This window comes from Enterobacter sp. Ag1 (assembly GCA_000277545.1).
Lineage (GTDB): Bacteria > Pseudomonadota > Gammaproteobacteria > Enterobacterales > Enterobacteriaceae > Cedecea.
This window is the reverse complement of the sequence record AKXM01000015.1, coordinates 1-25342: the sequence shown is the minus strand read 5'-3', so window position 1 is coordinate 25342 and position 25342 is coordinate 1. Positions and strand designations below refer to the sequence as shown.

The 25342-nt window shown below is 52.8% G+C and carries 23 protein-coding genes; 18 read left to right on the top strand and 5 right to left on the bottom strand.

The window, feature by feature from the left end; genetic code table 11:
- The first annotated feature begins 7 nt into the window (after positions 1–7).
- Genes A936_RS06780 through A936_RS06720 form a run of 13 tightly spaced genes read left to right on the top strand, consistent with a single transcriptional unit; the run spans position 8 to position 16616 of the window.
- Entirely contained in the window at positions 8–430 is a 423-nt protein-coding gene (locus tag A936_RS06780) for a GPW/gp25 family protein (protein ID WP_008455967.1), read from the top strand.
- The gene (gene tssF, locus A936_RS06775; protein ID WP_034808132.1) at positions 423–2222 is read left to right on the top strand and encodes a type VI secretion system baseplate subunit TssF; all 1800 of its coding nucleotides are present in this window, start codon (positions 423–425) and stop codon (positions 2220–2222) included. Before A936_RS06780 ends, tssF begins: the two co-directional genes overlap by 8 nt.
- Entirely contained in the window at positions 2213–3175 is a 963-nt protein-coding gene (gene tssG / locus A936_RS06770; protein ID WP_008455961.1) for a type VI secretion system baseplate subunit TssG, read from the top strand. Before tssF ends, tssG begins: the two co-directional genes overlap by 10 nt.
- The gene (locus tag A936_RS06765; RefSeq protein ID WP_008455960.1) at positions 3169–5148 is read left to right on the top strand and encodes a type VI secretion system Vgr family protein; all 1980 of its coding nucleotides are present in this window, start codon (positions 3169–3171) and stop codon (positions 5146–5148) included. The genes tssG and A936_RS06765 overlap by 7 nt, the downstream gene beginning before the upstream one ends.
- A gap of 9 nt (positions 5149–5157) precedes the next feature.
- Positions 5158–5607 (top strand): DUF6931 family protein, encoded by a 450-nt coding sequence (locus tag A936_RS06760; RefSeq protein WP_008455958.1) that lies wholly within the window; start codon positions 5158–5160, stop codon positions 5605–5607.
- The gene (locus tag A936_RS06755; RefSeq protein ID WP_008455956.1) at positions 5607–5906 is read left to right on the top strand and encodes a PAAR domain-containing protein; all 300 of its coding nucleotides are present in this window, start codon (positions 5607–5609) and stop codon (positions 5904–5906) included. The genes A936_RS06760 and A936_RS06755 overlap by 1 nt, the downstream gene beginning before the upstream one ends.
- Before the next feature lie 12 nt (positions 5907–5918).
- A complete protein-coding gene (gene tssA, locus A936_RS06750; RefSeq protein WP_034808127.1) occupies positions 5919–6977 on the top strand; it encodes a type VI secretion system protein TssA in 1059 nt (352 codons plus the stop codon).
- Positions 6977–7588 carry a type VI secretion system lipoprotein TssJ gene (gene tssJ / locus A936_RS06745; protein ID WP_008455952.1) on the top strand — a complete coding sequence of 204 codons (612 nt, stop codon included), beginning with the start codon at positions 6977–6979 and terminating at the stop codon, positions 7586–7588. Before tssA ends, tssJ begins: the two co-directional genes overlap by 1 nt.
- 1 nt (position 7589) lies before the next feature.
- Positions 7590–8942: a type VI secretion system baseplate subunit TssK gene (tssK, locus tag A936_RS06740; RefSeq protein WP_034808123.1), complete on the top strand. Its 1353-nt coding sequence runs from the start codon at positions 7590–7592 to the stop codon at positions 8940–8942.
- A complete protein-coding gene (locus A936_RS06735; RefSeq protein ID WP_008455949.1) occupies positions 8942–9553 on the top strand; it encodes a DotU family type IV/VI secretion system protein in 612 nt (203 codons plus the stop codon). Before tssK ends, A936_RS06735 begins: the two co-directional genes overlap by 1 nt.
- Positions 9554–9558: 5 nt before the next feature.
- On the top strand, positions 9559–12969 hold the full coding sequence (locus A936_RS06730; RefSeq protein WP_008455947.1) for a type VI secretion system protein: 3411 nt from the start codon (positions 9559–9561) through the stop codon (positions 12967–12969).
- A gap of 18 nt (positions 12970–12987) precedes the next feature.
- Positions 12988–15513, top strand: coding sequence for a type VI secretion system ATPase TssH (gene tssH, locus A936_RS06725; protein WP_008455946.1), 2526 nt, complete (start codon positions 12988–12990; stop codon positions 15511–15513).
- Positions 15510–16616, top strand: a complete 1107-nt coding sequence (locus tag A936_RS06720; RefSeq protein ID WP_008455943.1) for a VasL domain-containing protein — start codon at positions 15510–15512, stop codon at positions 16614–16616. The genes tssH and A936_RS06720 overlap by 4 nt, the downstream gene beginning before the upstream one ends.
- 402 nt (positions 16617–17018) lie before the next feature.
- On the opposite strand, the gene A936_RS06710 is transcribed toward A936_RS06720, so the two are convergent.
- Complete coding sequence (locus A936_RS06710; protein ID WP_008455939.1) at positions 17019–17360, bottom strand: DUF1294 domain-containing protein; 342 nt, start codon at positions 17358–17360, stop codon at positions 17019–17021.
- A 319-nt stretch (positions 17361–17679) separates the two neighbouring features.
- On the opposite strand from A936_RS06710, the gene A936_RS06705 reads away from it, so the two are divergent.
- Positions 17680–17964: a hypothetical protein gene (locus A936_RS06705; protein WP_008455937.1), complete on the top strand. Its 285-nt coding sequence runs from the start codon at positions 17680–17682 to the stop codon at positions 17962–17964.
- A gap of 31 nt (positions 17965–17995) precedes the next feature.
- Here A936_RS06705 and A936_RS06700 read toward each other — a convergent pair whose 3' ends face one another.
- Both A936_RS06700 and A936_RS06695 read right to left on the bottom strand, forming a co-directional pair.
- Entirely contained in the window at positions 17996–19282 is a 1287-nt protein-coding gene (locus A936_RS06700) for a DUF445 domain-containing protein (protein ID WP_008455935.1), read from the bottom strand.
- Positions 19282–20190 carry a LysR substrate-binding domain-containing protein gene (locus tag A936_RS06695; RefSeq protein WP_008455932.1) on the bottom strand — a complete coding sequence of 303 codons (909 nt, stop codon included), beginning with the start codon at positions 20188–20190 and terminating at the stop codon, positions 19282–19284. Before A936_RS06695 ends, A936_RS06700 begins: the two co-directional genes overlap by 1 nt.
- A 163-nt stretch (positions 20191–20353) precedes the next feature.
- On the opposite strand from A936_RS06695, the gene A936_RS06690 reads away from it, so the two are divergent.
- A complete protein-coding gene (locus tag A936_RS06690) occupies positions 20354–21127 on the top strand; it encodes an SDR family NAD(P)-dependent oxidoreductase (protein WP_008455930.1) in 774 nt (257 codons plus the stop codon).
- A 187-nt stretch (positions 21128–21314) separates the two neighbouring features.
- Positions 21315–21746: a universal stress protein UspG gene (uspG, locus tag A936_RS06685; RefSeq protein ID WP_008455928.1), complete on the top strand. Its 432-nt coding sequence runs from the start codon at positions 21315–21317 to the stop codon at positions 21744–21746.
- Between the two features lie 44 nt (positions 21747–21790).
- Here uspG and A936_RS06680 read toward each other — a convergent pair whose 3' ends face one another.
- Positions 21791–23176: an amidohydrolase family protein gene (locus A936_RS06680; protein WP_008455925.1), complete on the bottom strand. Its 1386-nt coding sequence runs from the start codon at positions 23174–23176 to the stop codon at positions 21791–21793.
- Positions 23177–23225: 49 nt separating this feature from the next.
- Positions 23226–23831, bottom strand: a complete 606-nt coding sequence (locus A936_RS06675; RefSeq protein ID WP_008455923.1) for an ankyrin repeat domain-containing protein — start codon at positions 23829–23831, stop codon at positions 23226–23228.
- A 178-nt stretch (positions 23832–24009) separates the two neighbouring features.
- Between A936_RS06675 and A936_RS06670 the strand changes: the two genes are divergently transcribed.
- Positions 24010–24939, top strand: a complete 930-nt coding sequence (locus A936_RS06670; protein WP_008455922.1) for a LysR substrate-binding domain-containing protein — start codon at positions 24010–24012, stop codon at positions 24937–24939.
- An 89-nt stretch (positions 24940–25028) separates the two neighbouring features.
- The coding region (locus A936_RS06665; RefSeq protein WP_008455920.1) for a DUF2239 family protein at positions 25029–25342 on the top strand (314 nt) is incomplete at its 3' end.

The following is a 25342-nucleotide window of genomic DNA, read 5'->3' as shown; positions in this document are numbered from 1 at the left end:
CGCCATAATGATACCTTCGCTTCTTTCCAGACTCAGTGATAATCATCCTTTTGAATTTGAGGATGATTACCACTGTGAAGAAAGGCCAGAGGATACATTATTAAAAGAGTTGATGATGCTGCTGACTTCCCGCTCACGCACTCCGGACATTGAAACGGTCCAGTATGTTAACGCATCGATATTAAATTATGGCATAGACGAATCATTCAGCAGAGTACATGAAGTAAATACGCGTAAATCAACAATAGAAAAACGCTTAATGAATACTATTGACAGATTTGAACCTCGTCTGACAAGCATTTCGGTAGCAAGCCATACGGGCAATAACCAAAACATTATTTTCACGCTGCAAGGATATTACGATCAATCCCCTGTGCTCTTCGAGCTGGAATGGGACGACTGTAACGGAAGATTTTATCTCCATGAATAAATTACTTTCTTATTATCAGAAAGAACTTCGGTTTTTAAAGGAACACGGAAAGGTTTTTGCATACCGTTTTCCGAAAATCGCGCGTCGTCTCGGATTTGTTGAAGGTGAGTCAGAAGACCCTCATATCAGTCGCCTCATTGAGTCTTTTGCACTATTAACATCCCGCATCCATCAACGGCTGGATGATGACATCCCCGAAGTTGTTGATGCATTACTCAACACCCTTGCACCTCAATTTCTACGGACATTACCGTCAACGTGTATTGTAACGATCACGCCGGATACTTTGCGTTCCGGAATTACTGACAAAAATAGGTTTGATGCAGGTACGTCTCTTTTTACACGACAAAGCCCAGAGCTACCTTATCAATTTCAAACAATCTATCCGGTAACGTTGTTACCTTTGTCTGTTAACGAGGCAAAACTTAGTTTTGACAGCGATGCGTTAAGCTGGAAGCTACAATTACTTTTCCAGGTTTGGCCTGGAGCAAAACTGGCTAACGAGCGAGTGCGTATTTATCTGCATGGTCCCGTTAATGCCGTAAATACGCTTTACACTTTACTCTGCTCTGAGGTTGAAAGGTTATTTCTCCGCCAAAATGATATCAGCATATCTTTAGAGCCCCATGTATTGTCCTCAGTGGGATTTGATGCTGGTGAAGCGCTGCTCACGCCAGATCCCCGGATCGCCCCCATTCATATCTTATTAATGGATTATTTCTGGTTTCCACAGAAGTTCTCTTTTATCGACATCCAGCTTCCTGATGGCTTCAGCGTACAGGGCAATGGGGTATTTGAATTACAGGCAGTAATAAAACGGAATGCATTAACTGAACGTCTGGAAAAACTGGCCGAATTAGTCGACAAAAACTTTTTCCGCCTCAACTGCACGCCAGCCATTAATCTATTTCCGCAGCGAGCAGAACCGATCACGCTGACCAATAGCCAGCCAGACTATCCCATTGTGCCCGATGCTCGTCATCAAAATCAGATTCATGTGTGGGCAGTGCATCAAGTTTCCCTGCAGCGGAAAGTGAATAACAGTATTGAACATCTGCCCGTGCAGCCTCTCTTAGAGAGCCACGTTGCCTCCGCCAACGAGCAGGACGCTGGACTTAGCTGGCAGGTATTACGTCGTGAACTCCCCACCGGAACCAGTCTGGAATTAAAACACTTTATCGCATTTAGCGAACACAAAACGCGTCAACCTTCTGAAAGCCCAGAAATTATTACCATCAACACGACCTGTACTAACCACGCGCTGCCACATCAACTGCAGTATGGTCATCATGAGGGCGATTTTGACTCCTCAGCCCCTATTGCAGGATTGAAGATTACCTGCCTCACGCACCCTACCAGCCCGATAAGCCCACTGGAAAAAAGCGCTCTGCGCTGGCGTTTCCTTTCACAGCTTTCACTCAATCATCAGTTGCTGGATGGCGCGCATGGGGCTCAACGCCTGAAAGATATGCTGGCACTTTACAATATTGCAGGAGACACCGAAAAAGCCCGCCTGGTCAATATGATAAAGCACTTATCCTGTGAACCCGTGACGGCCAGGCTGATTAGCAACGATCCTCACTCGCTTGCACGGGGAATATCAATATCCCTGACGTTTTGCCACGATGCGTTGGGAGAACCCGATTATTACCTGCTTTGCTGCTTACTCGATCGCCTGTTGGCGCTTTACGCACCGGTCAACAGCTTCACCCGCCTGACAACCGTCATTGAACAAGAATCACAAACCACGCGCATCTGGCCCGTGAGAGCGGGGAGACTGTCATGGCTATGATCCCCGTTATCAGCAAATTCAACTGGTACCAGCAGATCCGCTTGCTGCTACGTAAGCTGAGAAAGGGCAATATTCCTGATGAAAAGCTGCTTGATGAAAAACTGCGAATAACCTCCACGCTTTCGATGGATGCACCCGATGGGCAAGTCGAAGCCCTGAGTCAGGCCTCTGATGATGCCCCCATCGCAGTTAGTACCTGGATCAACGGATTAACGGGTGCAATGGGTGCACTTCCGACGGCGTATACGGAATGGATGATTGAACGCCAGTACCGTTACAGCGATCTCAGCGCTAAAGCCTTTATCGATCTCTTCGGGCACCGCCTTTACTGCCTTGATTACCTGGCATGGCAAAAGCATCACCTTTGCGCCCAGGCAGAATCTCAAGAGGAAAAACCGCTGCAGCTTGCGCTGCTATCGCTAACAGGCCTGCTGGCTGAAGCTAACGCGCAGGCGCTAACAATGCATGCCCCTCTTTTTTCATCCCCCGTGAGATCAATGGTGAATCTTGAGCGCTGGCTTAGCCAAAGATTTGGCGTTGAGGTCAGCATCGTGCCCTTCACTGGCGGATGGCGCGAAGTGAAAAAAGAAGAGCGCTGCCAACTAAATAACCCAACCCAAACATTATCCACGGCGCCAATGATTGGAAGCGCGCGCCTCGAAGTCCATTCCCATTTCGACGTGATACTTGGCCCCATGTCACCAGAAGTATCACGCCAGTTTGCCTCTTCAGGCCAGGCCAGAGAGGCCGTCTGGTCTTGCATCCGGGACTATGTCGGTCCCGTGGTGGATTTCTCTGTCTCTCTGGTAATCAGTAGCGCCAACCTGGCGCCGCGTGGGCTTGGTATGAGTGCCTTAGGGTTAGATCTCTGCGTTGGACAAAATAACGAGTCGCACTTGCATCTGGTACGGCTCCCTGCCCCTGTCCTCTCATCAGGATGTACTTCATGTTAAATAGCAATCAACTTAAAACGGATCAGGAAAACCACTTCATTCGGTGGAATGGGGATATTGCCAACGACCTGCGCCTCGTTTCTCTGGCTGGAAAGGAGTCGTTGTTCGTTCCTTATGAATACGAACTCCATTCGTTGACGCATAAAAAGGAAGCGGAATTACTGCGCTGGCACGGGCAGGAAGTTTCCTGCCAGATAGGGGGCGGCGGTAATGAACTCCCCCAGCGCGTTTTGCATGGCGTTGTGACCCGGATTCGCTATGCCCAACGTACATCTGAAGAAGGCGAATGCATCCTGACGCTCGAGCCTGCATTTTCTCAGCTGAAACACGGCCGGGGAATGCGCGTCTGGCAAAATATCAGCGTACCGGATCTGGTTCATGACTTGCTCAATGAACACAAGATTAGCCAGCTAGACCTTCAGCTCAACGGCACGTATGACAAACGCGAATATTGCGTGCAATACCGCGAATCGGCCTTTGACTTTATTCAGCGGCTTTTGCAAGACGAAGGGATCTACTACTACTTCAAACACAGTGAAAGCGGGCACACCTTAGTCCTGACCGATCACGCAGCCGGCCATAAGCCGACGCCTGGAAAAGCGTTACTCTGGCACCATCATGGCGATGTGATTTCTGAGGGCACCATCACCAAACTTGAGTCCTCGGCAACGCTGCTTCCTGGAGGCGTGGCGCTGCATGGCGTCAATATGCAGCAGTCTGCTGCAATTGAATATCTACAAAAAACCAGCGGCAAAGCGGCTAACAACGAGTCCGTCATGTTTGTCGACATCACCCCGCAGGGTGAACGCGCGCTGATTACTCAGGAAGCCAAAAACACCCTTGCGGCCTATGAAGCCAATAATCAGTTCTTTTCTGCAACAGTGCAGGCTCACTGGTTAAATGCAGGGGAAACGTTTGATCTTAAAGAACATCCCGCCGGAGACCAGGCATACCTTATCCACGCGATAAGCATTGTGGTAAGCAATAGTTTTGATGGCAGCAGCAGTAGCCAATGCCAGATTGAAGCCACCCACGCCGACAAGCCCTGGCATCCCCCTTTTCTCCACCAGCAGCCTCAAATCCCAGGCATTCTGACGGCCACCGTCGTCGGCCCCGACTCGGAAGAGATCCACACCGATGAGTATGGCCGTATCAAAATCCAGTTCCCCTGGGATAAAGAAAACAAAAACGACGATGCCAGCTCCTGTTGGGTGCGCGTGGCGCAAACCTGGGCCGGTGGGAAGTTTGGGGCGCAGTTTATTCCCAGAGTCGGTAGCGAAGTTCTGGTGAGCTTTATCCAGGGAAATCCCGATTATCCCCTGGTCACCGGTACGGTCTACAACGGTCAAAACAAACCACCTTTCGACCTGCCGGCGCAAAAAACACAGAGCGGATTCGTGACCCGCAGTGCAACAAAAGGCAGCGTCGAAGACGGGCACCGCCTGAGCTTCGACGACAAAAAGGGCGAAGAGTTAATGACCATTGTCGCTCAGAAGGATCTCGAGCTGACCGTTAAAAATGATGTTACCAGCACCATCGCAGCCAACCGCAGCACCGAACTCACCAAAGGTAATGACCTGCTGCTGCTGAAAGAGGGAAATTTGAACCTCACCCTGGAAAAAGGGAACTGGCAACAGGAAATCAGCGGGAACATCACCACCAAAATTAAAAATGGCCACTACATCCTGGACGTCGCAGGCGGCAGTGGCAGCGTCAAAGTGGAGAAAGCGCTAAGCATTGAATCCACACAGTCTATCGAACTAAAAGTCGGCAACAACAAGATAGCCATTTCAACCAGTGGCATCACCATCAACGGTGCAGCATTCAAGGTTGAAAGCAGCGCTGGCGCTGAATTGAAAGGCGCCATGGTGAAAGTTGAAGGCAGCGGAACCGTCGAACTTAAAGGCGCGATGGCCACCGTTTCTGGCAGCGGCATGACCACTATCTCTGGCGGCATTATCAACATTGGATAAAAACAAACCATGACACAGAACGAATTCAATCCAGACAAGCTGCTGGAGGAAGGTCGGTGGGAGGAGGCTCTAACATGCTGGGCACATTCCCTGCCCGCCAATCGACTCGGTTCGCAGCTCGTCGCATTGCTTCGCGAAGCCGTTCCGCCGAGCCTACATCCACTTCTTAGCGAGATGAATCAGCAGTTTAGCCAGTACGATAACGCGCGCAGATGGCGTATTTTTGAACAGGCTCAAAGCCAGGACCTTAACTCCCCCACAGGTGCCCTGGCACTTTCGCTGTTTTGGGCCAACGGTAGCATGAGCCCAGACGATCTGCCCCCGGTGTATCCCGAGCCGCAGCTTTCCTCCCGGATGCTTGAGTGCGCGCTCGTTATGCTGGCCGTCGAGCTGGGAGAAACTCCCGTTGAAGGCGCTCGTCACCTTATACAGCGATGCCTGACTAAGGAGGCTTCCTGATGGCTCAACCTGCAGCCCGCGTCTCTGACATGCATGTCTGCCCGATGGTCGCTCCGGGTCTCCCGCCTCTGCCTCATGTAGGCGGCCCCATTTTACCCCCCGGCGCTCCCACCGTGTTGATCGGTGGGTTACCCGCGGCGACGGTAGGTTCAATGGCAACCTGCATAGGCCCGGTGGACTCCATTGTGATGGGCAGCACAAAGGTGCTGATCGGCAAAAAACCAGCAGCGCGTATGGGCGATAGCTGTGCCCACGGCGGCACCATCGTGGCCGGATGTCCCAAAGTATTAATTGGATAATTGAGGTTCTCTATGCAGTCAGATTTTTCAACTCTGCTGGCACCAATATCGCTCGACAACCCTATGGGAAATCACCTCGAGTATGAACCCGTCTTCGACCAAATCCGCCAGGCGCGAGAAAGCGATGAGGACGATCTTCCCCAAGGTGATTGGGCCGTTAGCGAGCCTCGCCAGGCGGACTGGCATCTTGTTCAATCCTTGAGTGAACAAGCGCTGGCGGAACAAAGTAAAGACCTGCAGCTTGCGTGCTGGTTTGTCGAAGCAACATGCCACCAGAAAGGGCTGGAAGGCCTGCTGGGCAGTATTGATTTTCTGAGTGAGTTCATGACTCGCTTTTGGTATCAATGCTGGCCGTCGCTGGAAGAAGAAGGTCTCACCATCCGCCGTAGCAAGCTGGTGCGGTTGGATCGCGAGCTCAATCAAATTTTATTTACCCAGCCGATGCTGCGCCAGACCAACACCACCCTGGCAAAATGGCGGCAAATCCTCGCCTTTGAACACAAAATCAATAGCAACCCGGAGTCCCTTGATGCGCTGATAGAGCAAGAGGGGGATCTGACGATGGCGACCTTTGACAAACAGGCCACCGCATTTTCCTCCATTGAAATCAGTCAGCAGGCCGCTCGGGTAGAACAAATCACCACCCTATTGAAATCGCTGGAAAGTCGCTATGCCTCGCTGAGCCAGGATCAGGAGGGGGAATTATTTACCCTAACCCGCCAAACGCTGAGCGATCTTAGAGACTACCTTCAGCGCCTGACACAGCGTGCGATCCCACTTCCTGATGAAGCCCTCACGCTTACCCAAGTTCTTGAAGACTCTCCGCCGCAGTCAACAGAAGCGCCAGTGCGCCATTCACCACAGGCAATGAGCCGTGAGCTTGCCATCAGCCAAATGTTGGCGATCGCGGCCTATTTTCGCCAGTCAGAACCCTCCAGCCCGGTTCCTTTCCTGATGGAAAGAGCCGCACGCTGGGCAAACATGACGCTAACTGACTGGCTGCAGGAAATGATCGAAGACAGCGGCAGTATCAGGGAAATCAATAATGTACTGACAGGAAAAGTGGACTGATGCGCAGAGCAACCATGTTAATCGCGCTCCCCTCCGTCGTGTTACTAAGCGGCTGCGCTGCCGATGCCGACTCACAGGCATCTGAAAAACTGGCTATAGAGCAGGTTAAAGCACCTTTTTCATCCGGGGCCATCACGGTGCAACTTCAGGCGGATCCGGATCTCAATTCTCTGAATGGGATTGCAAACAGCTGCACCGTTTTGATTATTCAGGCAAACAAGGCTGAGACGCTAACACAGCTATTTTCAACGCCCCTGACGCTGAAAAACCTGTTCCGTGCCGCCGGCAGCCATAACGACATTCTCAAGATAGATCGCTACGCCGCCATGCCGGGGCAAAACGCCACTCTGCATATAGACCGCAGCGAGAATACGCGCTTTTTTGCCGTCGTGGCGGGGTATTACCCCTTTCCACAGAGTCAGCATATGGCCCTCGTACCCGTGCCCGTCACCAGCACAAAATCAGGCTGGTTGCGGCCTGGCTGGCAAGCACATCTGACCCCCGTCACGCTGAATATTCGGCTTGGCAGCGACAGTATTAGCCAGTTCTCCGGGGCAGAAAAAGCCCCCTTCACGCTCAATAACACCGCGCCAACGGACACAGGAGAATAACGTGTATCCAGAACTTCAACAGATCTACTGGTACTCCGGCGTGTACCTTCAGCCACAGCATCTACAGTCGGTCGATTTACACCACAACTATATGTTGGCGCGGCATCGCCAGCTGTCGCAACCTTGGAACACCGGCCTTATTCACTGTGATTTCAATCCTGAAACACTGGTGGACTTCACCCTCAAGATAGACCGATTGCAGGCTATATTGCCGTCCGGTGATTATCTCGAATATCCCGGAAATTGCTTTTTACAGCCTCGCATGTTCCGTGAAGCCTGGAAGCAAATTGAAAAGCCCTTCACGCTTTGGCTAGCTTTACGCCGGTTCGATCCAGGCCATGCCAATGTTGGGGACTCCCCCAACAGTCGATGGCTAAAACCTCGCCAGGAAGATGTCATGAAAGACGTTTACTTCAACGGCCCGGAATGTAGCGTATCCCGAATTTTATATAATGTTCAGATCCTTAGTGACGATGAAAAAGCCTCCGTCGTCGACTGCGAATTTTTACCTTTATTAAGGCTTCGCTATGAAAATGACAGGGTAGTCATCGATCCAAACTTTGCGCCTCCCGTAATCACGCTGAATGGGTCGCCGGCGCTAAAAACGCTCCTGGACGGTCTGTATGCTGAACTGGCTAATCGCGCGCACCAGCTAGCGGAGTACAAACGTTCGGATCAGCTCAAAAATGCCAGCTCGGGGGACATGACTCAACTGCTGGTCATGCGTTCATTAAACCGCGCTCTTCCTCTGTTACAGCATTGCTGCCGCGTATCCTCCATGCATCCATGGCACATTTATGGGCAGCTGTTGCAGCTTATCGGTGAGCTCTCCAGCTTTAGCGAGCAGTGTTCTTTCAACGGTGAGTGGGAAGGTGAAACCCCTTTACTGCCGTACGACCATTTCAACCTCTGCGCCTGCTTCACCAGCGCCAGAAAATTCATTCTTGCCCTTCTGAATAACCTGACGTTAGAAGACAACACCTGGGTGTCGTTAGTTGCAGACGAGCAGCGCGTTTTTTACGGCGATTTGCAGGCATTACCGTGGGAAAAAACCGGCAATGTTCTCTTAATGCTGAGTTCAGAAACCGCGTCCAACCCGGACAGTTCAAACTTTAAAGTTGCCGCAAAATCGGCCATTCACACCTTGATTCAGCATGCCCTACCGGGCATTCCAGTTTCCCGGCTAACGCCAACCCCACGAGGCGTACCTAACCGTAAAGATGCTTTCTACTTCATGATACAAAAGCAAGATGACCTATGGAAAAGCATTGAAAATCAAAAAAATATTGTTTTTTACTGGGATGACGCTCCCGACGATCTTGTGGTTCAGGTGATTTTTATGGGGGCGGAATAATGCAGCTCCTTGACAGCTATCTTCCGGTATTCAAGCAGGTATTACATATCACGGGGGGAAACGAGCTGACCGACTATGAGCAAAGCCGTCAGCTCTGCATCAAGCTGTTCGAAAAAGCAGAACAGGACGCTGCGTTACAGGATACCTGCGGGGATGAAAAAGAAGCGGCACGTATCGCCGTTATCGCCTGGCTGGATGAAGCCATTCTCAGTTCTGACATTCCCTGGCGGCATCACTGGAGAAGTGAGCTGCTGCAGCGGAAGTATTTAAATATCACAACGGCAGGAGAACTTTTTTTTACTCAGCTTGAGAAGCTTAACCCCGCGTATGGCCAGGCACGCAAAGTGTTTCTCTTTTGCCTGCAGCAAGGTTTTCAGGGCCAGTACAGCACGTCTGAAGACAAACAGCCTCTTCATATCGTGATCGAAGAACAGCGAAAACTTTGCTTGCCCGAAAAATGGCAAAAATGGCCGAATGAGGCGGAAATCATGCCGGAACGAATGCCAAAGTCCACCTCCATCTCCCAGCGGCTGCGCCCGCTTCTTTTGGCCGCGCTGGTCGTATTCCTGCTTTATTCGATTCTCTTTTTCGCCCTTTACGATATGTCCTGAATACTATGCTTAAAAAATTAGCGTGTTTTACCGGCTGGCTGCTGGTTATTTGTTTCTCGGTTTTATTTAGCTTTACCCTCGGCTTATGGCAAAACTGGAGTACAACCTCAATACTGGTCTTTTGCCTGTCAATGCTGCTCATTACCGTCTTGTTATGGTGCGCTGGGCATGGCCTTGTTCTGATAATAAAGGGCAAAAAAGGGCGACGCCTCTTTGAAAAATATCGTCTTTCCCGCCGTGAATTTGTGCTGAAAGCGCACTGGAAAACCGGGGCCAGCATTATCAAAGGGGCACGCCGTCAGCGAGAGACAGTCCCGCTATATTTGATATTGGGCGATCGCTGCGGAAAGAGCACGCTGTTGGCCAGCGCTGGTTTGCCAACATTTTATAATAGCGCCGATGATACCGAGATAAGACCAACCAGAACGCTGCGCTGGTGGTTCTTCCGCCAACTTTGCGTCCTGGACGTCTCCAGTAATTTTCTCTCCGGTTCACCAGCTATCGCCCAGGCATGGAAAAGGCTGGTGCAATGGTGCACAAGCATGCCAGCCCCCGCAGGCGTGATTATTGCGATTCCGGTAACTTCGCTGCTAAACCAGGATCTTAGCGCATTGCATTCACTTATCCGCCAGCAAAGAGCGCTTCTCGAGCCGCCGGTTCGTCGTTTTGGTGAACAGCTGCCGCTGCATATTTTAATTACCCAATGCGATCGTTTTCCCGGCTTCAGCCTTTGGGCTCAGCAGCTCTCCTCTGAGCAACGCCTACAGCCGTTGGGCTACACATGGAGCCAACCCCCGCATATAGATGGGCAAGATGAGCAGATCCTGCAACCGCTGTTTTCAGCGTTAAGACAGGGTATGTCACACATCAGGCTCAGCATGGGGCGCTCTGACGGTCTCACGGCAACTGAATACGCCACGCTACTCGACTTCCCGGAAGCGTTCTCCCGGCTGGAGCCTTCACTTTGCTATACCGTGGCGTCTTTGTGCGAACCCAACGCGTATTTTCGACACACCACTCTCAGCAGCATATGGTTCTGTGCGACGGAACCTTTAGAGGAAAATCGCAGCCGCCGGACGGGGCTTTTTATTCATCATCTACTGGCCCACCATTTAAAAGATCTTGGCCTGCGTCGGGGCAATCAACACTGGTTCCAGCGCTCCCATGCCAGAAAAATATGCTCCGTTGCAATCGCATTTATCGCAGTTTGGATCACGGCCAGCGCGTGGCTAAGCTTTGACTATCTAAACGCCAAAGCCCCCCAACAGTCCCCCGATAGCCTGGCGGCATTTTTAGCCAAAGATGAAGCGCGACATTCTCTTTCCCCTCGCTATCTGCCGTTTTTGCCTTTACTTGAGCAGCGGCGAGAGAAAGCAGAAACACGTTTAGTGCAGTCGCCATCCAGTAAACGTCAACCAGAGGCTGCTCTGGATGCCTATCAATGGCAGGTATTACGTGCGGCCCCTGAAGAGCAGCGAGCTCTTATCCTCTCCCTGGCCAATGCGGTAATTACCTGGCAGCAAATGCGGGCTGGCGCCACGCTTGATGAACTGCAAAAAAACGCATCGGTAAAAGAAGCCTTGCTGCAGCGTGATTACCCACAAACGCTCTCTCCGCTGACTGTTATGGCGATAGAACGCCACTTCATGCGCAGCCCGGACGGCGAAAAGTGGCTGCATACGGCCCAACGGCTGCTGGAGAGTTTAGTGAATCACGATCCAGCTCTGCAGTGGCTCGTTGCACCTGGCGCTATGCCATCCCCACTTCAGGCAGCGGCCTGGTGGCCGTCGCTCTCCGATTCGATAGCGCTCTCAAGTCTCTGGACACTCGAGGGTGAAAAAACCTATTTCGGGTGGATAAATACCCTGGAAAAAGCGGTCGCTCATCCCCTGCCTATTCTTACGCAGGAAAAAATGCGATGGCCGGCACGGCGACAGGATGCCTGGCAGCGATATCTGATTGAGGTGAGCGCCCATTTGTCTCCTACAACGCCCTCAAAGGTGTCGCATCCGCATCTCATCGCATTAGGGCAAAATAAAAGTGCGGCGATGCAATTTATGCACCGCACACTGAACGAACTTCAGGGCATAACGGCTGCCCAGGCGCAGCCATGGCTGCAAACGCTTCGCCAGCTTCAGCAACTGTCAGCCGATGCAAACACCAGTGCCATGGTACGCCGTACCAGGCAAATAGACAGGCAGGTTCGCCAGTCTTTTATCGCCTGGCTACAAGGCAGAAAAGATAACAACATCCCCGGCGGTTCCGCGCCCGCCGATCGGGCATGGCTTCACTGGCAGGACGTTCGAAACAAAGCCGTCAAAGAGGCCGTATCACAGGGGATCCCTGACGCACACCTGACCCGAGCCCTTTTTGCAAAAAATGATAACGGTGACGGTAATCCGCTAACCGATTTATTACCGGCTCTCACCGCGCTTCAGGAACACCTGACACCTCAGAATACCGACGCAGGAATCAACGCCGTATGGCTGTTTTATCAAAATGATGCCCGCCGCTTAGCGGCGAATGCCATCCATCAGAGCGCCTGCTGGCTTAATGAACAATGGAAAAGATCTGTCATCTGGCCCCTGGGGAAAAATAACGAAACCCGTGACTACGAACAGCAGCAGGCGCTAAGCCAACAGCTGGTAGGCGATTTTTTGCGTGGCCCCGCCAGCCCTTTCCTCGCAAAAGCTAAAAACGGCCTGGGGGCAGTCAGTTTTACCGGCATACAGGCTCCTCTGGCAGAGGAGTTTATTCATCTCGTCAGGCACAATTTTTCGGCAGAAAAGCTTCTGGAAGTTCAGGACCGGCAATCAACGCGAGACGGAGACCAAATGGCGGCGTTGGTGGCAAAAGTGGCCCCCCTGGAAGGCGAACAAACCACGCTGTCGAAAAAAATCTGGAAGCTCAATGTCGCCAGTATGCCAGCCTCCGTGCCAGGTGGCGCACAGCTAGTGCCTACCGGTACGCAGCTAACGCTGAGCTGCCAGAAGGGTGAACAGAAATTTCTCAGCATGAACTTTGCCGACAAACATGACTTTAGCTGGCAGCCCGGCCAGTGTACCGACGTCACTGTCAGCGTCATTTTCCCTGGGTTCACCGTCCACCATCGCCTTTATGGCGAAGACGCCTGGCCGGCCTTCATTCGCCGCTTTAATTCCGGCGAAGCATTATTCCAAAGCGATGAATTTGGCGACGATGAAGACTTGCTCAAACAGACCGGAATCAAACATCTGCTGGTGCGTTTTGCCCTCTCCGACACGAACCAACTGGAAACGGCCTGGCAAAGCTGGGATGCCCTGGCGCAAAACATCGACAGTCTTAACACGCAAATTGCCGACCTTGCCTTTCGTTCAGAAACACAACTTAGCAACCCTATTTCAGCGCTGCCCGGCGATATCGCTCAGTGCAATTAATACCTGATGGGAGAAATGATGAACCATTATTTAAAATCTATTATCAGCAGACTTAATACCGATACCCGAGCCGCGCTCGATACTGCCGTTAGTCATGCAGCCTCCCAGCAGCATACGGAGGTGACGCCAGAGCACCTGCTGCTGGCTATCATTCAGCAGCAAAGCACCTTATTTGAAACGCTAAGTTTGCAAACAGGTTTACCCGTCAGCCAGTTATTCAGTGCGCTGCAACATGCGCTGACCCGGGCGAATAAAGCGCAGGTGCCCACGCCGGTATTTTCCACCGAGCTGGTAGAGTGGTTAACGAATGGGTGGATGCTGGCCAGCGCACGGTGGGGAAGCGGCACACTAACGCCTGAAGCGCTAATTGCCAGCGCTTTCAGCGATATAGTTAAACCGCTTTTCACTAAACAGGTTCAGGATGCCCTGCACTGCGAATCGGACAAAGTTAATGAACTTCTTCGTGCTTCTTCGCCAGCCAGTTCCCAGCCAAATAATGACCACCTTGCCACGCAGTCTTCACTGAAAAAATATACCCGCAATCTGAGCGAATTGGCCCAAAAAGGTGCCCTGGATCCCGTGCTCGGACGTGAATCTGAAATAAGGCAAATGGTCGATATCCTGCTGCGACGCCGGCAAAACAACCCGATTTTGACGGGCGAACCGGGCGTGGGTAAAACGGCTATCGCCGAAGGGCTGGCGCTACGGATTGCCGAGGGCACGGTGCCGCCTGAACTGAGAGCGATGGAAGTTCTGACCCTGGATCTTGGGTTGCTGCAGGCCGGAGCCAGCGTAAAAGGAGAATTTGAAAACCGTCTTCAGGCATTGCTAAAAGAAATCACGCGTGCCCCCAAACCCATTATTTTGTTTATTGATGAAGCCCATATGCTGATTGGCGCCGGTGGCCAGGCGGGTCAGAACGACGCGGCCAATCTCCTGAAACCCGCCCTGGCTCGCGGCGAACTGCGCGTGATTGCCGCCACTACCTGGGCTGAATATAAAAAGTACTTCGAAAAAGATGCCGCATTAACCCGCCGCTTCCAGGTTGTCAAAGTCGCAGAACCTGATATCGAAAATGCGACAACCATGCTCAGAGCAATGTCTCCGGCAATGGAGCAACACCACGGTGTGCCCGTATTAGAAAGCGCGATCCATGCGGCGGTTACTCTTTCCAATCGCTATATCGCCGGGCGGCAAATGCCGGACAAGTGCGTCAGTCTGCTGGATACGGCCTGTGCCCGAGTCGCCGTGTCTCAAACCCACGAACCCAAAGAAATTGAAGCGCTCAACGTCCAGCTACGGGCGATTAGCAGTGAATGTGAAGCCCTGAGACGAGAAGACACAGCGCCAAAGCGCCTTGAAATATTGACGCGGCAAACCACAGAGTTAACGCAAAAGCTTGAAGCCCTTACCAAGGAATGGAGGGAACAAAATGACCTGGTTCAGCAATTGCTGAACAGCAAAGATGCCGCATTTATTTCCCACGGCCGGGAGAGACTGTCGGCCAGACATCAGCAACATGCCATGGTATTTGAATGTGTCGATGCGACCTGCATTGCAGATGTAGTGGCCGACTGGACGGGCATTCCACTAGGGCGAATGCTGGAGAAAGAGCATCAGCAAATCGATGCTTTATTTGAGCGACTGGCCGGAAGAGTGATTGGTCAGGATCACGCTCTCAAACAGATCGCGCAGCAGGTACGAATCAGCCGGGCAGGTATGGGGGACCCGCTCAAGCCAATGGGGGTCTACATGCTGGCAGGTCCATCCGGCACGGGAAAAACGGAAACCTCGCTTGCGCTGGCCGAATTGCTGTTTGGCGGTGAGGAAAGCATGGTGATCATCAATATGTCCGAATACCAGGAAGCGCATTCAATTTCCGGCCTGAAAGGCTCCCCTCCAGGCTATGTCGGCTTCGGCCAGGGTGGCGTACTTACTGAAGCTGTTCGTCGCAATCCCTACTCTGTCGTCTTGCTTGATGAAGTAGAAAAAGCCCACCCGGACGTTATGGAGCTATTTTATCAAATCTTTGATAAGGGCCAGATCGAGGACGCAGAAGGCCAGCAGATCAACTTCCGCAATACGCTGATTATTATGACGTCCAACCTCGCCAGCGAAACGTTGATGGCAACCTATGATTCAGGGGAAATCAGCCCTGAGGCGCTGTGTAATGCCATTCGCCCGGAATTTGAACGCGTATTTAGCCCGGCACTCATGGGGCGCATGACGCTGACGCCCTATCTGCCGCTCTCTTCTGACGCGATGAATGAAATCATTGGTCTTAAATTGCAGCGTTTGTGCCAGCGATACCAGAAAGCAGCAGATGCCTCCGCGCAGCCGGGTTACAGCAAACGAGCCGTCAGTTGGATTGCCGACCGCTGCCGGGTGGCTCAAAGTGGTGCCCGCGATATTGATCAGGTTTTGAATCAGCATCTGCTCCCGCTGATGGCCGACAGCGCATTGCATGGCGCGCCGGGAATCCCCTTAAGAATCGACGTCAGTAAAAAAGTCCTCACCCTGCGCGCAGAGAAGGTCACAACATGAGCGAGCCCATCCATTCTGAGCATACCCGCACGCTGAAAATTAACAGCCACGATCCGCGTGGCCATCATACTTTTCTCCAGTTCAGCAACGACATGCACCGCTGGAAGATTTATTCAGACGACGGTAACTGGTGGAGAGAACGGGAAAAGGACTGCAATCAGCTATTCCAAAAATTTGGCTACGACCTTCAAATTGGGATGTGGTACTGCCTGATTGCCTGTCAGCGAAATGGCTGGAAAGGTGTTGCCAGTGCAACCCAGGTCTTTACCAGTGGTTTTGCCAAACAGCATCCTCCCTGTTGGCCTCCCCTGTCAGCGCTCGATCTGCGTCGCCAAATGATCGATAGCTACTGCCGGTACCTAACGCCGTTAATTTATTGCCTTCCGCTACAGACGGACAACATCCCGGCGATGGAACAGTTGCTAATGTCATCGGGGATGTTAGAAGCCCAGGCCGTTGAGCTGCAATCTTCCCAGGGAGATGTTTTTCGGCAGCTCTCACTGTGGCTGGAGATGAACATCAAAATGCTCCAGCAGCAAACCCAGCAGAGCAAACCCGCCGTACCGGCAGCGCCAAAGCTGGAACCCACGATAACACACCTGCAGCTCCCCGAATCCCGGCCATTAACCTGGCCCAATAAGCTTTGCTGGAGTGCAGCTGGCGCAGCCTTTGCACTTTCCATTTTGTCCCTCTACCAAAGTGCCGATAATCCAGACGTACTGCGAGTGACCAACAGCATCTGGCAAGATAATCCGTTAGTCACTCAATGGAAAAACAAGCAGGAAATTGCCAGCAAATCTGCGCCGGCTAATACAATCTATGAAGAGTTGATTTCACAGCTTACAGCCATTGAAAAACGACTTTTAGAGGCGGAACAAAAACGAACCTCCTATATGACTATTTCCGAGTTAAAAACGGCAATATATCAATTACGTGAAACAGTTCACCGGCAGAGCACCATGGTAGAGAATCAGCTCAATCAGATCCAACGTTTAAAAGATAACGACAGGCAGATACCACCGGCGCAACTGTATGCGCTATCAGCCAAAATAGAAGGATTGAAAAGTAAATTCTTGCTATTGAAAATGGAAGATGGAATTTAATTAATAAATAACACTCAAAAAAACCCTTAATTTAAATAGCGTTAAGGGTTTCTCAGTGTTCAGATTATGAATATTTATCAACGCGCATTCATTCAATACGCTCCCTGCAGCAAGAAAGATAAAAATGCCATGTATTATCCACATGGCATTTAGCTTTCTTAATTTATCCTGCTTTATGCTTCAACCGAAAAACATTCACCGGCAACATTAAAAATATACACATCCGGGCGTAACGTAGATAATATTGTTTTGATTCTGCTTTCCGCGAACAAGACAGGTATTTGCCACGTCATCCGCTTTTTCGGCATTCGGCCAGATGTAATGCTTCCCCCGGCAGCTAAACTGCCCTGACATCACCTCATCCCCGGCGTTTATCGCTTTCATGAACATACAAAATTAATATTACCTGGGTAAATAAAACTCATATGCCACGACAATAACGGCAATTAAATTTATTATCACAGTAATAAAAAACCAGCGTCTGAACGGCTGTTTCTGAGTTTTATGGCGAAAACTTTGCTGAGCCAGAATCGCCCCGGGCCAACCGCCCGTCAGCCCAAAGAGAAGCAATGTTGCCTCCGGCACGCGCCGCCAGCCTTTTACCGCAGCCAGTTTGTCAGCGCCGTAAACCAGCAGCGTGAGCACATTCACCAGTACAAACCACATGCCCAAAGAGTGAGGCATAAAAGTGCTGCCCAGCGCGGCGAACATCAGAAGACAATAGCAGAAATGGTTAAGGGTCATCAGTTACCGCAGTAATATCCCATTGAAAATAAGACGAAATGATACCTAAAAATTGTTCATGGGTCCTGCCGGGTTGTTGGGCGGTTCAGTCACTTAATAAATCACGGCCATTATCATTAGCGAATTAATTATTTCACAAGAAACATATTTACTGTCTATCTTATTGAATAGTTTGAGATCGTCGGTAAGCAATTGTGGCAAATGACACGCTCTTTTACTTTTCCTCGCCAGCGCATATTTCTCGCCGCAGTAGACTTATCGGTACCGCCATCTCCTCCGGAGCTGGCGCCCAAAACGCTAATGTCAGCAGGTGAATAACATGCATAAAGCCATCAAAATGCTGCTTGCCAGCTCGATTTGCTTGCCTTTATTCGCCGCAGCGGCCGACCCCGTCATTCCCTGGGCCGACAACAGCGGTGGAACAGAAAGCCAGCACATCGCCGCCATGGGGCAAAACCTTAACGGCCAGCATCAGGCCATCAGCAAAACGCAGGAAGGTGTCTGGGCGGATAACAGCGGTTCGATAGGCGCTGACGAACAGGCTCTAAGCAGCAGTAAACCCGCTTTTGCCGGTGACCCAAAACTGATGCCTCATCAGGGCTAACTACGCTGCACAGGGCTTTACGCCCTGTGCCTTAAAACCGCAGCCCCCAGCCCTCAATCACGCCCGGCAATTGTGAAAGTAAATAGAGCACCAGTCCGACCGAGCCCCCCACCAGAGTGCCGTTAATGCGAATGAACTGCAGATCTTTGCCGATGTTGAGTTCAATCTGCCGCGACATGTCTTTTGCGTCCCAGCTTTTCACCGTGTCGGTAATGTGCCGGGTGAGAAAAGCTGAGAAATCCGGCGCGATATGCCGGGCAGCCTGCTCAAGGTGCTCATTCAGCGAGGCCCGCAGCGAAGCATCGGCCGTTAGCGTTTCCCCGAGCCATTGCCCCGCTTCGGCAATGCGCTTTTGCACCCGCGAATCATCGCGGGCGATATCTGTTTTCAGCCAGCCCCTCAGGTCATTCCAAAGCTCGCCGAGGTAGAGATTAAACTTCTCATCCTCCTTCAGGTAACTTTTGATCGTTTCCGCTTTAGCCGCCATTTCCGGGTCATTTTTCAGGCTGTCGATAAGCCGCTGCACGGCGCGATCGAATGCCCGGCGAAGCTGATGCGTTTTGTCCTGGCTCACGTCATCCAGCAGAGAGTTAACGGCGTCGGACACCAGCTCTGCGCTTTGCTCGCCCAGCCATTCGGTGGGCAGCACTCTGGCCTTAACCGGGTGCTCAGTTTCCAGCCAGTGGACGATCTGGCGGGCAATAAATTCCCGGCTGGCCGGTTTCTCGAGCAGCGCCAGCAGTTGAGCTATGACCGAGTCGAGCAAGGCCTGATGACGGTTGTTTTTGGTCAGGCTTTCCAGCAGCAGCGCGCTGGAATAACTGAGGTCAACTTTATCAATAGCTTTGTGCACCGCCCGGCGAATCAGCCCCTGAATCCGCGTGTCATCGGTCAGAGACAGCCAAGCCTCCATCACCTTGAGCATATGCCGCCCTACCTGCTGAGCATTTTCGGGCTGCCGGAACCAGCTCCCCATCATCTGCGCCGGCTCATGGCGACGAATCAGGTCAATCAGCGACTGAGTATCGAGAAACTTTTCCTGCACGAACTTGCCGAGATTCTCGCCGATACGGTCTTTATTACGCGGAATAATGGCGGTATGCCGGGCGATAAACGGGATCGGTACGCGACGAAACAGCGCCACCACAGCAAACCAGTCCGCCAGGGCGCCGACCATCGCCGCTTCAGAAATCGCTTTCAGGCCGCTGACCCAGAAACTGGGCGGCAAAAATAAGGTCGCAACAAACGTCGCGGCGGCAATCAGCAAAAGTGAGAGCGCCAGGCGTTTGGCGCGCTTTAATTCGGTGAGTTTTTCCATTACTTAAGCGTAGCGCCCGTCTCTGCCACCAGCCAGTCATGGAACAGCGTCACCTCGGGGCGTCGACTGGAGCGCTCTGAACGCACGATGAAATAGGACCAGGTCAGCGGCCATTTGTGCTGCGGGAAAAGCTGGCGCAGCTGCCCAAGATCGATCAGTTGCTGGACCAGCGCTTTGCGCACCACCGCCACACCACGCCCGCTTAGGGCAGCCAGAATAACCGCCGACGTAGAGTTAATGTGCAGGCCGTTTTGCTCACACAACGCCACGCCAATGTCCTGAGAAATCGTTTCCCACTCCGGGAAATTCGCCCCGGGATGCGGCGTATCATCGTAGATAAGTTTCTGTTTCGACAGCCAGTCAGCTTCGGTGACGCCAGTCAGCAAATGCGGACTGCAGACAATCACCGCCTCTTCGTCCATTAACCACGTTGACTGTAAACCGGGCCAGCTGCCGGGACCACAGCGTATGCCGACATCGGCCTCGCCGTGCAGCACATCGGTCAGTTTTTCCGTGACGTTAAGGCGCAGGTCGATGCTGTCATGCTCCTCGGAAAAGCGGTTGAGGCGCTCCATCAGCCAGTTCATCATCAGTACCTGAGAAGCGGTAATCACCACCACCGCGCGGGCTCTGGCACCTCGCAGCTTATTCAATCCCTGCTCCAGGCTGTCCAGCCCAACGGTAATGTCCTGCAGCGCCTCCCTTGCTTCCTCCACCAGCGTAAGTCTTTCTTTTCCGCTGCGCGTGCGGTGCAGCAGCGGATGGCCGACCCACTCTTCCAGGGAACGAACAAGCTGCCCCACAGCGGCGGGCGTTACGCCCAGCTCTTCCGCCGCGCCGGTAAAACTGCCGTGGCGCGCCGTGGCTTCAAAGGCGTGCAGCCATTTCAGGCGATTCAGCGATCTCATATTTTCTCTTCGACAAGGACGACATACCGACAAGATAGTTTTTCTTTCTCGATATGCAAGTTCTTATGCTTCGCCAGGCCGAAATAGGTTTGGCATTCTGTCGCCATTCCGAAGCGCCAGGCAGGCTGCTTCACCTTATTAAGCAAAGAGAAACGAGGTCATCATGTCTACATCATTCGCAGGTAAGAAACTTTTAGTTGTTGGCGGCACCAGCGGTATGGGTCTGGAAAGCGCCCGTCAGGTGCTGGAAAACGGCGGGAAAGTTGTGCTGGTCGGGAATCGCGCGGAGAAAGCCGAACAGGCACGCCAGGCGCTGTCTGCCCTCGGGGAAGTGTCCGTCATCGTCGCAGACCTGATGAGCAGCGAAGGGATGCATAAAGTGATGGACGTGATTAACGCCGAGCACCGCGACATCAGCCTGCTGGTGAACGCCGCCGGGGTCTTCTTCCCGAAAGCCTTTACCGAACACGAAGAGGCGGATTACGACATGTACATGAACATCAACCGCGCGACCTTCTTCATTACCCGCGAAGTGGTGAAAAACATGGTTGCCGCCGGCATCAAAGGCTCAATCGTCAGCATCGGTTCCATGTGGGCGCAGCAGGCCATCGGCGCAACACCATCTTCCGCCTACTCCATGGCGAAAGCCGGTCTGCATGCGCTGACGAAGAATCTTGCCATTGAGCTGGGTTCGCACGGTATTCGCGTCAACGCGGTTTCTCCGGCCGTGGTGCATACGCCAATTTATGAAGGCTTCATTCCTAAAGAGGATGTGGCGGGCGTGATGGGCAGCTTTGATAGCTTCCACCCGATTGGCCGCGTAGGTACACCACGCGACGTTGCCGAAGTAGTGAGCTTCCTGCTGTCCGACAATACCACCTGGGTGACAGGCGCCCTGTGGGACGTTGACGGCGGCGTGATGGCGGGTCGTAACTAGGCGCGATCGCCCCTCACCTCAGCCCTCTCTCCAAAGGGGGAGGGAGAAAATAAAAGCCTGGGAAACATTGGTTATCCCCTCTCCCTTCCAGGGCGAGGGGATAAATGCCTTATTTCCCCGCCAGATCACGGCGAAACCGCATCGTTAGTGCCAGAATGGTTGAAACGTTACCAAAAGGAGCTGAACGATGTATAAAACCATCTTAATGCCGGTGGATGTTTTTGAAATGGAGCTCACGGATAAAGCTATTCGCCATGCCGAATATCTGGCGAAAGAGTCTGAGGGCACAATCCACCTTCTGTACGTTCTGCCTAAATCCCCGCTGTTTAATACCCACGGTTTTTCCTCTGACATCCGTAAATTCGACGAATACCTGAAGAAAAACGCCGAAGAAAAGATGGAAGAATTGCGCGGGCACTTCTCACTGCCTAAAGAACGCGTCGTGCTGGAGATTCGCTACGGCTCGGTGAGGGACGAAGTGAACGAAGTCGCACAGGACATTCATGCGGATGTGATCATTGTAGGTTCGAAGAACCCGTCTATTTCCACCCACCTGCTCGGCTCCAACGCTTCCAGCATTATTCGCCATGCCCGCTTCCCGGTCTTTGTGGTTCGGTAAAGTGTCAATAAATAGCCTGCTTTTGCAGGCTATTCTACCTCGGATTAAATCACGCTTCCCCAGACTAAATTGCCCTGATGGAAGGTCGCGGTACGCGGCGAAATACGCGCCACCGCTTCCGCTGAGCATGATGCATCCACCAGCACAAAACTCGCCTCATCCTGCGCCTTCGGCCACACCTGTTTACCTTTATCATCCAGCGGCAAAACATTGCCGGTGGCAATGGCCAGCGAACGCGACAGGCTAAACTCGCTCGGGCGAACGTAGAGCTGCGCATACAGGTTGGCTTTTTCCAGCATGTCGCCTAGCCCGTACGGCGACCAGTGATCGATCACGCTGTCGGTGCCGGTCATCACCAGCACGCCTTTGTGCTGGAGCTGCTTCAGCGGCATATGCAAAGTCCCGATGGGCACCGTAGAAGCGAGACTGATCTGCTGGGCAGCCATGCGCGTGGCAATATCATCCACCTGCTGCGGCGTAAGGGTCGCCAGTGCAAAACCGTGGCTGATGGTCAGTTTTCCCTTAAGCTGCGGGGTTTTCTCAACCGTTTCCACCATGTAATTCACCGCCGCCACGCCCGCCGGGCTGGTTTCATGCAGGTGAATATCCACGCCTTTGTCGTAATCAAGCGCTATCTGGAACATGGTATCAAGGGATTTCTCCATCGCGCCATCCACGTTGGTTGGATCCAGCCCCCCTACGTAGTGGGCCCCGGCCTGCATCGCTTCGCGCATCAGCGGTTCAGATTTTGAAAGCAGCAAGCCATGCTGCGGAAACGCCACAATTTCACAGTTCAGACCTGACTTTCTCTCCGCCAGCACCGCCTGCAGGTTTTCAAGGTTTTTCAGCCCGGAAACCGGCTCAATGTTGCAGTGGCTACGGGCAATCGTCGACCCTTTGGACTGGATAAGATCGATAAGCTTGCCGGCGCGCTCGCGGGTGTAGGGCTGCAGCTCCGGCAGAATTTTACGCTCCCAGGCAATCATATCCATGATGGTGGTACCTTCCGGGCGGTTATGTACCTGCCACGGGCCGCCATAAAACGTCTTGTCCAGATGGATGTGCATATCACGCATCGCCGGCAGCAACAGCTTACTCCCGGCGTCATAGCTGTGCAGCGTGCCGTCAGGGTGCGATTTATTGGCACGAACTGCCGCAATTTTGCCGTCTTTGATTTCTAACGTGTGCAGTTCGGTGCGGGTACTGACGGCGGTTTCGCCTTCATAATTAAACCCGGTTTCCAGCAGCACATTGTCGAGGTAATAGTGTTTTTCGCTGATAGCATTCATTTGGTGGCTGCTCTCACAGGCGGTTGCAGGTGTTTTCACGGCCCAGGCTGCGGTGCCGCTAGCCCCAAACAGCGCGCAGGCTGCGGCGACCTTGCCGCCTCCGCTAATAAAGTCGCGACGGCTTTTCTCAATCTCAGTCATTATTATTTTTCTACCCAGAGTGTGATGGTGGTTGTCAGGCATACAGCGGCTAAGCGCCCGCCTCTCTCAGCAATTGAGCGATTTCGCGGTAGCCTTTTTCTTCGGCCAGTTCCCGCGGCGTTTTACCGTATTTATCCGTCATGTGCGGGTTGGCGCCGTGTTCCAGCAGCAGCGAGATAATCTCCTGCTGCTTTTTGCCGCCGTCGTTCAGCACGATAGCCTCAAGCAGCGGCGTCCAGCCGAGGAAGTTGGTGTGATTGACGTTAATCTCGGTATGCACCAGCAGCTCGCGCACAATCTCGACGTGGCCTTTCTCGCTGGCAGGCGTAATACCCACCCCGCCAAAACGCGTTAAGCGAGTCAGGTCAGGCTTCGCGGGTAGCAACAGGCGCAACAGCTTGAGATCGTTATTCAGGCAGCTAATCAGGAAGGGATTAAAGCAGGTTTCATCCTGCTGATTAATGTCCACACCCGCCTCAATAAGCAGCGCCACGCAGTCATATTTTTGGTTCAGACTGGCGATGGTGATGGCCGTTCTGCCCTGCCGGTTGGTGACGTTAATATCCACGCCCTGCGCCACGCATGCTTTCAGCGTTGACACGTCCCCGTTCAAAGCCGCCGTCAAAAACCCGGTTATCAGCTCGTTGTCAGACATCATGTTCTCCTGTCGTTCGCGGTTATGGTCGAAATTCGAGAATAACAACGCCCTGGCGGGAAAAACATCCGCTTAAAAAAGATTCATCGCTGATGCCGCTATTGTTGAATGTGTTTTAATAATCTTTTTCAGAATGTGTCAAACTCCCCGCATCACGCGTCATCGAAGGGAGCCCGGAATGCACTCCATCTTTACCGAAGAGAACCTGCAGGCTTTCACCTGCGCCGCCCGCTACGGCAGCTTCAGCCGGGCTGCCGAAGAGCTGGGCGTGACCACCTCCGCCATCAGCTACACCATAAAACGTATGGAAACGTGGCTCGATGCGCCGCTGTTTATCCGCAACACCCGCAGCATTGAGCTGACCGAATCCGGGATCTATCTCTACCGCAAGGCCAGCGACTTGTTGAATGATTTTCAAGGGATCCGGCGGGGCATTGAGACCATTTCGCAGGGCATTGAAGCGAAAGTCAGGATCTGCATTAACCATCTGCTGTACACGCCTCAGCACACGGCCAGACTGCTGAATATTTTGAAAAAGCAGTTTCCCGGCTGCCAGATTGCCGTCACCACCGAGGTGTACAACGGCGTCTGGGATGCGGTGCTCAACAATCAGGTGAATATTGCCATCGGCGCGCCGGATGCGCTGCTGGGCGGGGGCGGCATTGACTACACGGAGATTGGCGTTATCCGCTGGGCGTTCGCTATCGCGCCAGATCACCCTCTCGCCGCGGCACAGGAACCAATCCCCGAAAGCCAGCTCAGGCTGTATCCGAATATCATGGTGGAAGACACCGCCTCCACCATTAATAAAAAAGTGGGCTGGCTGCTGCACGGCCAGGAAACCCTGGTGGTACCGGACTTCCCGACCAAATGCCAGTGCCAGATTTTAGGCGACGGCATTGGTTTTTTGCCGGATTACATGGCGCGTCGCGAGGTAGAAAACGGCCTGCTGGTGACCCGCCAGGTCCATAACCCACGCCAGCATTCCCGCATGTTGCTTGCCACACAGCACGCGGCGACGGGTCAGGTTACTCGCTGGATCAAACAGCAATTTCGCCCCGGCGGCGTGCTCGCAGAGCTGTATCAGGACTTGATGCACCAGGCCTGACCTCCCCCACCTATTTTACCCGGGTATAATTGACAAGGTCGGGCTACCCCGATAGTCTGCTATTTTTACCCGGATAAAATAGGTCACCCATGTCTTATGTCACCCTTACCGCCTTTATGCAGCGGCAGTTGATTGCCCACGGCAGCCTGAACGAACTGTTGCGGCAGCTAAAGGCCACGCCAATCGGTAACGAGCCGGTGTTTATCTTCCATGATCAGACCGGCAAACGGCTGGATATCCACGTCCACGGGGACGAAGCCAGCGCCATTGCGGCTTACCCCGAGTTGGCCGAACAGCTAACCGAAGAGACCGCTGCGGTTAAAGCTCGCGGCAGGCCTAAGCTTGGCGTATCGGCGAAGGAGGTCACCCTGCTGCCCCGCCACTGGGAGTGGCTGGSCACGCA

What these genes read in the sequence shown, in the direction of transcription:
- A936_RS06720 (WP_008455943.1), top strand. Translation starts at nt 15,510, where the DNA reads ATGAGCGAGCCCATCCATTCTGAGCATACCCGCACGCTGAAAATTAAC.
- tssF (WP_034808132.1), top strand. Translation starts at nt 423, where the DNA reads ATGAATAAATTACTTTCTTATTATCAGAAAGAACTTCGGTTTTTAAAG.
- A936_RS06680 (WP_008455925.1), bottom strand. Translation starts at nt 23,176, where the DNA reads ATGACTGAGATTGAGAAAAGCCGTCGCGACTTTATTAGCGGAGGCGGC.
- tssJ (WP_008455952.1), top strand. Translation starts at nt 6,977, where the DNA reads ATGCGCAGAGCAACCATGTTAATCGCGCTCCCCTCCGTCGTGTTACTA.
- A936_RS06760 (WP_008455958.1), top strand. Translation starts at nt 5,158, where the DNA reads ATGACACAGAACGAATTCAATCCAGACAAGCTGCTGGAGGAAGGTCGG.
- uspG (WP_008455928.1), top strand. Translation starts at nt 21,315, where the DNA reads ATGTATAAAACCATCTTAATGCCGGTGGATGTTTTTGAAATGGAGCTC.
- A936_RS06670 (WP_008455922.1), top strand. Translation starts at nt 24,010, where the DNA reads ATGCACTCCATCTTTACCGAAGAGAACCTGCAGGCTTTCACCTGCGCC.
- A936_RS06735 (WP_008455949.1), top strand. Translation starts at nt 8,942, where the DNA reads ATGCAGCTCCTTGACAGCTATCTTCCGGTATTCAAGCAGGTATTACAT.
- A936_RS06755 (WP_008455956.1), top strand. Translation starts at nt 5,607, where the DNA reads ATGGCTCAACCTGCAGCCCGCGTCTCTGACATGCATGTCTGCCCGATG.
- tssH (WP_008455946.1), top strand. Translation starts at nt 12,988, where the DNA reads ATGAACCATTATTTAAAATCTATTATCAGCAGACTTAATACCGATACC.
- A936_RS06700 (WP_008455935.1), bottom strand. Translation starts at nt 19,282, where the DNA reads ATGGAAAAACTCACCGAATTAAAGCGCGCCAAACGCCTGGCGCTCTCA.
- tssG (WP_008455961.1), top strand. Translation starts at nt 2,213, where the DNA reads ATGGCTATGATCCCCGTTATCAGCAAATTCAACTGGTACCAGCAGATC.
- A936_RS06675 (WP_008455923.1), bottom strand. Translation starts at nt 23,831, where the DNA reads ATGTCTGACAACGAGCTGATAACCGGGTTTTTGACGGCGGCTTTGAAC.
- A936_RS06695 (WP_008455932.1), bottom strand. Translation starts at nt 20,190, where the DNA reads ATGAGATCGCTGAATCGCCTGAAATGGCTGCACGCCTTTGAAGCCACG.
- A936_RS06780 (WP_008455967.1), top strand. Translation starts at nt 8, where the DNA reads ATGATACCTTCGCTTCTTTCCAGACTCAGTGATAATCATCCTTTTGAA.
- tssA (WP_034808127.1), top strand. Translation starts at nt 5,919, where the DNA reads ATGCAGTCAGATTTTTCAACTCTGCTGGCACCAATATCGCTCGACAAC.
- A936_RS06705 (WP_008455937.1), top strand. Translation starts at nt 17,680, where the DNA reads ATGCATAAAGCCATCAAAATGCTGCTTGCCAGCTCGATTTGCTTGCCT.
- A936_RS06710 (WP_008455939.1), bottom strand. Translation starts at nt 17,360, where the DNA reads ATGACCCTTAACCATTTCTGCTATTGTCTTCTGATGTTCGCCGCGCTG.
- A936_RS06690 (WP_008455930.1), top strand. Translation starts at nt 20,354, where the DNA reads ATGTCTACATCATTCGCAGGTAAGAAACTTTTAGTTGTTGGCGGCACC.
- A936_RS06730 (WP_008455947.1), top strand. Translation starts at nt 9,559, where the DNA reads ATGCTTAAAAAATTAGCGTGTTTTACCGGCTGGCTGCTGGTTATTTGT.
- A936_RS06765 (WP_008455960.1), top strand. Translation starts at nt 3,169, where the DNA reads ATGTTAAATAGCAATCAACTTAAAACGGATCAGGAAAACCACTTCATT.